The organism is Bartonella sp. AA1HLJMS (assembly GCF_042197445.1).
In the GTDB taxonomy this organism is placed as follows: domain Bacteria; phylum Pseudomonadota; class Alphaproteobacteria; order Rhizobiales; family Rhizobiaceae; genus Bartonella.
In genome coordinates, this window is the sequence record NZ_JBHIRW010000022.1 from 21,786 (window position 1) to 28,573 (window position 6,788).

General features: G+C 36.0%; 5 protein-coding genes, 2 tRNA genes and 2 pseudogenes. 6 read left to right on the forward strand and 3 right to left on the reverse strand.

All coding sequences use genetic code 11. The annotated features are described in order from the left end of the window. Positions 1–142: 142 nt before the first annotated feature. From ACFIQE_RS06620 to ACFIQE_RS06640, 5 genes are all read left to right on the forward strand, one after another. Complete coding sequence (locus ACFIQE_RS06620) at positions 143–1,093, forward strand: siderophore ABC transporter substrate-binding protein (protein WP_375707417.1); 951 nt, start codon at positions 143–145, stop codon at positions 1,091–1,093. A gap of 103 nt (positions 1,094–1,196) precedes the next feature. Further along, positions 1,197–2,153: an ABC transporter permease gene (locus ACFIQE_RS06625; RefSeq protein ID WP_375613670.1), complete on the forward strand. Its 957-nt coding sequence runs from the start codon at positions 1,197–1,199 to the stop codon at positions 2,151–2,153. Next, entirely contained in the window at positions 2,146–3,096 is a 951-nt protein-coding gene (locus tag ACFIQE_RS06630) for an iron chelate uptake ABC transporter family permease subunit (protein WP_375630290.1), read from the forward strand. Before ACFIQE_RS06625 ends, ACFIQE_RS06630 begins: the two co-directional genes overlap by 8 nt. Further along, positions 3,093–3,851 carry an ABC transporter ATP-binding protein gene (locus ACFIQE_RS06635; RefSeq protein WP_375621640.1) on the forward strand — a complete coding sequence of 253 codons (759 nt, stop codon included), beginning with the start codon at positions 3,093–3,095 and terminating at the stop codon, positions 3,849–3,851. Before ACFIQE_RS06630 ends, ACFIQE_RS06635 begins: the two co-directional genes overlap by 4 nt. 64 nt (positions 3,852–3,915) lie before the next feature. After that, a tRNA-Gln gene (locus ACFIQE_RS06640) sits at positions 3,916–3,986 on the forward strand. 140 nt (positions 3,987–4,126) lie between these two features. On the opposite strand, the pseudogene ACFIQE_RS06645 reads toward ACFIQE_RS06640, so the two are convergent. From ACFIQE_RS06645 to ACFIQE_RS06655, 3 genes and pseudogenes are all read right to left on the reverse strand, one after another. After that, positions 4,127–4,332: pseudogene (locus ACFIQE_RS06645) on the reverse strand (DNA adenine methylase); the annotation flags it as partial. A 1,230-nt stretch (positions 4,333–5,562) separates the two neighbouring features. Further along, positions 5,563–5,652, reverse strand: a pseudogene (locus tag ACFIQE_RS06650) (DNA adenine methylase); the annotation flags it as partial. A gap of 232 nt (positions 5,653–5,884) precedes the next feature. After that, positions 5,885–6,274 carry a VOC family protein gene (locus tag ACFIQE_RS06655; protein ID WP_375630289.1) on the reverse strand — a complete coding sequence of 130 codons (390 nt, stop codon included), beginning with the start codon at positions 6,272–6,274 and terminating at the stop codon, positions 5,885–5,887. A 261-nt stretch (positions 6,275–6,535) separates the two neighbouring features. Between ACFIQE_RS06655 and ACFIQE_RS06660 the strand changes: the two genes are divergently transcribed. After that, positions 6,536–6,609: transfer RNA gene (locus ACFIQE_RS06660), tRNA-Gln, on the forward strand. Positions 6,610–6,788 lie beyond the last annotated feature (179 nt).

Consider the following 6,788-nt stretch of genomic DNA (forward strand, 5'->3'; position numbering starts at 1 on the left):
AGTAAACGATTTGTAACATATGTTAGTCAACTTTACAACATAGTGTTATTTATCAGTGCGTCATTTTGTGCATAAAGATGCCTAAGTTAAGGTTTTTAATTGCACAAACCCTTGTAATATTAGATAAAAGGATAAAATCACGATGATAAAATATATGAAATGGATGACTTCTGTTTTACTGGTTGCAATTAGTTTTGCAACGATTTTGTGGACGCATACGAGTATTGCAAATACGAGTACCCAGACAAATATAACAATTGATCATGTTTCAGGCACGACTTCTGTTCCCACTTCTCCGCAAAAGGTTGTTGTGTTTGATCTTGCCTCGCTAGATAATATGAATCGCCTTGGTATCCAAGCAGTTATCGGCCTTCCTGAAGGAAAAAAACCTTCCTATCTGCAACAATTTGACGATGCAAAATATGAAAGAATTGGAACCGTTTTTGAGCCAGATTATGAAAAAATTGCCACTCTTCAACCCAATTTGATTATTATTTCCTCCAGAACTCAAGCAAAATATAAAGACTTATCCAAAATAGCCCCAACAATTGATCTAACCGTAGAAAACGAAAATTCTCTTGAAGATATAAAACGAAATGTGTCTATCCTTGGAAAAATTTTTGGTAAAACACAAGAAGCAGAAAAGGAAATTGCAAAAATCAATGAAGCTTTTGCTGAAGTCCGTAAAAATACCCAAGGAAAAGGCACCGGGCTCATACTCATGACCTCTGGTGGAAAAATCAGTGCTTTCGGACCAAAATCACGTTTCGATATTTTTCACTCCGCTTTTGGAATTGCCCCTGCAACCGATAAACTTACCGTGCAAAAACATGGACAACTCATTTCTCCTGAATTCATTCTTGAAACCAATCCTGATTGGTTGTTAGTAATTGATCGCGATGCAGCCATTGGACGGGAAGGACAATCCGCAGCACAATTGCTCAACAATGAGCTTGTTCACCGCACAACAGCAAGCAAACAAAACCAAATTATTTATTTGGACTCTTGGAGTTGGTATCGTGCAAATGGTGGTTTAACAGCACTCATTGAAACCGCACAGCAGATCAATGAAGCCTTTACAAAGAGCAAATAAGCGCACGAAAGAGCTTGCTTGCTATATAAATAAAATTTAAAAGCAGAGGTTGTTTATTAAGCAGTCTTTGCTTTTTGTATATTTTGTTAGAAAATGATTTAACGTGAAGAATTACTGGATAACCATAACACTTCTAATTTTCCTGTCTATCCTCAGCATTTTTGTTGGTTATTCTGATGTCACACCTTCTAACCTTTTTGCAGCCGATCCCCATGCGTGGCTTATTTTTTGGCAAACACGTCTTCCTCGTACCATTGCAATCCTTTTAGTAGGCGCAGCACTTGCACTTTCAGGCATGATTATGCAACTATTAACACGCAATCGCTTTGTCGAACCATCAACCACTGGAACCATTGAATCTGCTTCCCTTGGCATTCTTTTTATTATGATTTTTTGGCCCGATATTCCTGTTTTAGGAAAAATGGTCGTTGCGACAATTTTTGCCATGGTAGGCACTTTACTTTTTATGTTTTTATTGCGACGCATTCCTCTAAAATCTGCTCTCATTGTACCCCTTACAGGGATTATGCTAAGCTATATTATTGGCTCTTTAACCAATGCCATTGCAGATTATGAAATGTTACTTCCTTCTCTTCAAGCTTACTTATTTGGCAGTTTTTCGATGGTTCTTGAAGGAAAATATGAACTCTTATGGCTATCTCTTCCCCTTTGTATTCTGGCCTATTGTACTGCTGATCGCTTTACGGTTGCAAGTTTGGGAGAAGATTTAACCAATAACCTTGGATTGAATTATCGTGTTGTCATGTTTTTTGGTCTTTTTATTGTCGCCTCAATCACTGCTGTTGTTGTGTGTACCATTGGCCGTATTCCTTTTGTTGGGTTGATTATTCCAAATATTGTTTCAAGTTTCATGGGAGATAATATGCGCTATACCGCTCCTTGGGTGGCCATCAGCGGTGCAGGATTGGTCTTGATTTGTGATCTTTTAGGACGAATCATTCATCCCTCTCTTGAAATTCCCATCAGCACCATAATGGGTGTAATCGGTAGTTTTATTTTTATGATACTGCTTTTACGCTGGAGAAAGCGTCTTGGATAGAAGAAGAAAAACAATATGTGTACTAACAACACTTATCATCATAGCATGCACTGTCATTAGTCTTTACATGACGTGGAATATCAATGTTTATACATGGAAATTTCGTCTTACAAAACTTTCCTCTCTACTTCTTATTGCCTATGCAATAAGCGTTTCCACGGTTTTATTTCAAACAATCGTTAATAACCGTCTTCTTACTCCTTCAATTATGGGATTTGATCAGCTTTATATTTTAATAAAGACTGCCCTAATGTATTTTGTAGGCTCTCTTTCTTTGCCCTTTTTGAATGAAGAAGGACAGCTTGTTCTTGAAGCCCTCATTCTTATCCTTTTTTCAATAAGCCTTTTTCGCTGGCTCTTTTCAGGAAGCCTAAAAGGACTTCATTTGACGCTTTTAATCGGTGTTGTTTTAGGCGGATTTTTTTTCAGTTTACGGATGTTTATGCAATTGCAACTAAATCCAGACCAAATGATGAATTTAACCGATATTATGTTTGCAAATTTTAATAAATTCAATACACCATTAATAAGCTTTGCCACAATCATTGTCTTCATTGTGAGTCTGATTGGATGGCATTCCCGTCATCTTCTTGATATTTTGGCTTTGGGACGTGAAAATGCTCTTAATCTTGGCGTTAATTACCACAAAAGTGCGACAGCTGTCCTTATTTTTGTTTCCATTCTCGTATCCATTTCCACCGCATTAGTAGGCCCCGTCACCTTTTTTGGACTGTTAGTTGCCAACCTTTCCTATGAACTTTCTCCTCAAGCAAAACACAGTATTGTTGTTCCAATTGCAATATTATTGGCTATTATTTGTCTGGTGGGGGGACAATTTATTTTAGAACAAATTTTTCATATGGCAGGGCGTTTAAGTTTTATCATTGAGTTTTGTGGGGGAATTGTTTTCTTAATGTTACTGATGAAGGGAAAACTAAAATGATTGAGATCAATCATCTTTCCAAGGCTTACGGAACACGATTGATTATCGATAATTTATGCCTTCATCTTCCAAAAGGGGGGATTATTTCTCTTATTGGGCCCAATGGTTCGGGAAAGTCAACTCTTTTAATGCTGATAAGACGTCTTTTGCCACACCATAATGGTACAATTCATATCGACGGCTTTAATATTGATAAAATGCCCCACGATATTTTGGCTCAAAAACTCTCAATTCTGCGTCAAGAAAATCCTTTGTCTTTTCGCTTAACCGTGTACGATTTAGTAAGTTTCGGACGCTATCCTTATTCAAAAGGCTGGTATACACATGAAGATAAACAATTTATCGACAGTGCGCTACGCTATCTCGGCTTACAAGATTTAAAAGACCGTTTTTTAGATGAACTTTCTGGCGGTCAGCGTCAACGCGCTTTTATAGCCATGGTTATCTGCCAAGACACTGATTATCTTCTTTTAGATGAACCATTAAATAATCTGGATATGAAACATGCGGTTTCTATGATGAAGCAATTACGCCGCACAGCTGATGAATTGAAAAAAACCATTCTTATTGTTATGCACGATATTAATTTTGCCTCATCTTACTCAGATATGATTGTTGCATTGAAAAATGGGAAAGCGGCCTATTGTGGGACTCCAAAAGAAATTATGCAACCAGAAATTCTTAAAGACATTTATGATGTCGATATTCAAATCAAAACAATTAATGACATCCCTATCGCTCTTTATTATCGATAATCATAAAGATTTTTTGCGCTTGCATGCACTATAGAATCTACTAGGGATAGTAAAATTGGCTTATTGGGGAATAGTTTAATGGTAGAACAGCGGACTTTGACTTCGTCAATCTTGGTTCGAATCCAAGTTCCCCAGCCCGTATTTAATGATTGTAGCTTGTCATCGGGTTTTGTATAATTTGAAAGCAGATTTTGCATCAATTTATTTTTTTCAAAGGATCTTCAAAAACTTTCAAGGGTTATTTAAAATCCCTTTAATGCATATTTTCTCTTCCTCTAAAAATTGCAATTTGAGATGATAAGCTCTTGAGCCGGTGCGGATTCTTTGAACCACATGTATAAGATGTGCCAACCTCTTTTATCTTAAATTGGCTAAAGATTTTTCGGATCTGAGACACATCATTGAGAGAGAAGAATTTTTCTCTTGCGCAAGCAAAGCAAACATTGTCTGGTAATCCTCTCGCAAATAAATCCTTTCCATAGTAATACACGTATATCTGGCTCTGTTTATGGGAAAGCCTTATCTAATAGCTATAAACCTATCTAAAGAGAGAATTCAAAAAAGAAAGCCGAGCCAAATGATATGACGCGGCTTTCAGATATTGATTATAAGATTCAAATGAATCATCCACAATGGAGTAATAAATTCATATATACAAAACGTATCATATTGCAAGTGCTCTATTTAGAAATATGAAAACTTATCAAAAGAAACGTAAATAATCGCTATGATTTTGATATCATTCATTAGCATTATAGAATCTATAAACGCTTGGTAACTTTATCAATCCAATCAAAAGAAAATGCATCTTAAATGAATGTCTTCTCAATAAGGCTTTCATAAGTATCTTTTCATTTTGCACTCAAATGTAACTTCTTTGCAAATTAACCAGCTCAAATTTGAGTTGGCAAAATTAACCAATCCAATTTTGGAGGCGTTATCTTTAGAATAGCCATCTTTAAACATTATAGCTTTTGACTCAAAATTGAATAAAATCCCATACCTTAGATGTTACAATGGTTTTGAATTTTGCTGCCTCATTTTTTTCAATAGGTGCCTCCAAAATTTGGGGAGCACTCATTTGGTTTCATATTTTTAAACTGTAACTTTTAAACGTTTTTTCTCACTTGCTTGCGTTATATCATTAAAAGGCTTTCAATTTCATAAGACATAACATTGTGATTTTCATTCTATATTGTGATGATAGTATCTATATAATGCCTGCCTATCATTTACTAACTTTTTAGTAAGTGTTTTTAAAAATGATCTTGTCTTTAAATCCTTTTATGCAATCTTTATGAACTAAATCTATAAGCTTATGATAGTTTCAAACGATTATTCCTTTTAAGGTTACACTCAAATAAAGAGCAAAACACATCCATTCTTAAACGTATACAATTTATGTTATCGATAATTCCAAACGACTGAAATTTAAAACAATGTGATTTGTGCTATAATAAAAACGTATCATAAAATTTATGACCTGTTATGAATGATAACCGCTTTTCATTTCATTTGAATGCACCTATGCGTTATAGTATTTGCATCATGATTTGCTTTTTATAGTCTATACATCCATGGCAATCTTATATAAAAAATGATCAATTCAAACATGCATAAAAGTAGGGCTTCTTAAGTGGATTCATATAAAATAGTTGTACTTAATATATTGATTTTATTAGTTTTTATGTACAATACCTTTTTAACTTCATAAAGATATCAATTTCCTTGTAAAGAATATTCCTCCCATTCCAATAAAAGACTCAATATAAGTGCGATGAGGGATAGCTTCTATGATTTTACAAGTACTGATCGCTGGCCATGCAATAACGCCGACTGATGTCCAAGCCAATTAGACCGCCTGTGGAAACAGGCAGGTTGTGGGGCTGAATATAGTGGAACAGCACCGAACGGATAAGCCACGCGTCGTAAGTAAGCCTCTTAGCTTGCATAGCTTATAGGTTTTGGAAACAGACAATTATTATAATTCAGGTATTATAATTCAGACAATTAAAGATCAGATCTCAAGCTTTTTAATCCAGTGGACAAACACGAATAATATGTCCGTCTGGATCTTTGATTAGGAAGGTACGTCCAAATACATCAGTATACGGTTCCTTCAAAACATTTATCTCAACAGTGGTTTGCTCTTTCCATTCCGCATAGAGCTTATCTACGTCCTCTCCAGTAGGCAACATAATGCCGATTTCTGAAAAACGAAGTGCATTTGCCTCAGGCGTATCGCCCCCAGACCAGAGAGCAAAGAGAGCATCCCCCGAAGAAGCAAATGCAACATAGCGTGGCGAGGTAAACACAGGTTCTTTCTTGAAGATGAATTTGTAAAAAGCCGTAGAATACTCTATGTTTGAGACGTATACCAACTGTAGGTTTGGGGTAACAGGATAAGTAGGGATATTACTCATAAATTCTCCATGATTTAGTAGTAACTGCCTGACATGATACACCTATATTAGGGAATATTCCAAAAAGAGTTTATGATGCCTCCGTTCGCGGTGTGTTCTATTTGTATGTTTTTACTCGCTTATTGCTATATGCTAAAATATCGAGGACGCCCCTACTGGGATTATAATGATATCCCTATCGCTCTTTATTATCGATAATCTAAAGATTTTTTGCACTTGCCTACACTATAGAATCTGCTAGAAATGGTAAAATTGGCTTATTGGGGAATAGTTTAATGGTAGAACAGCGGACTCTGACTCCGTCAATCTTGGTTCGAATCCAAGTTCCCCAGCCAGTTTGTATGTAGCTTGCCTGTAGCTTGCCAGCGGGTGTAGCTTGTGTAGCTTGCCAGCGGGTTTTGTATATTTTGCCACTAGGTTTTGTACCAATTTATTTTTTCTCAAAGGGTCTTCAAATGCTTTTCAAAGGGTATTTAAAGCTCTCTTTAACGCATTTTTCTGCTCCTATTTTTCC

Bases quoted from the DNA above. Each gene is read 5' to 3' on its own strand.
- ACFIQE_RS06635 (WP_375621640.1), top strand. From the start codon at position 3,093: ATGATTGAGATCAATCATCTTTCCAAGGCTTACGGAACACGATTGATT.
- ACFIQE_RS06620 (WP_375707417.1), top strand. From the start codon at position 143: ATGATAAAATATATGAAATGGATGACTTCTGTTTTACTGGTTGCAATT.
- ACFIQE_RS06655 (WP_375630289.1), bottom strand. From the start codon at position 6,274: ATGAGTAATATCCCTACTTATCCTGTTACCCCAAACCTACAGTTGGTA.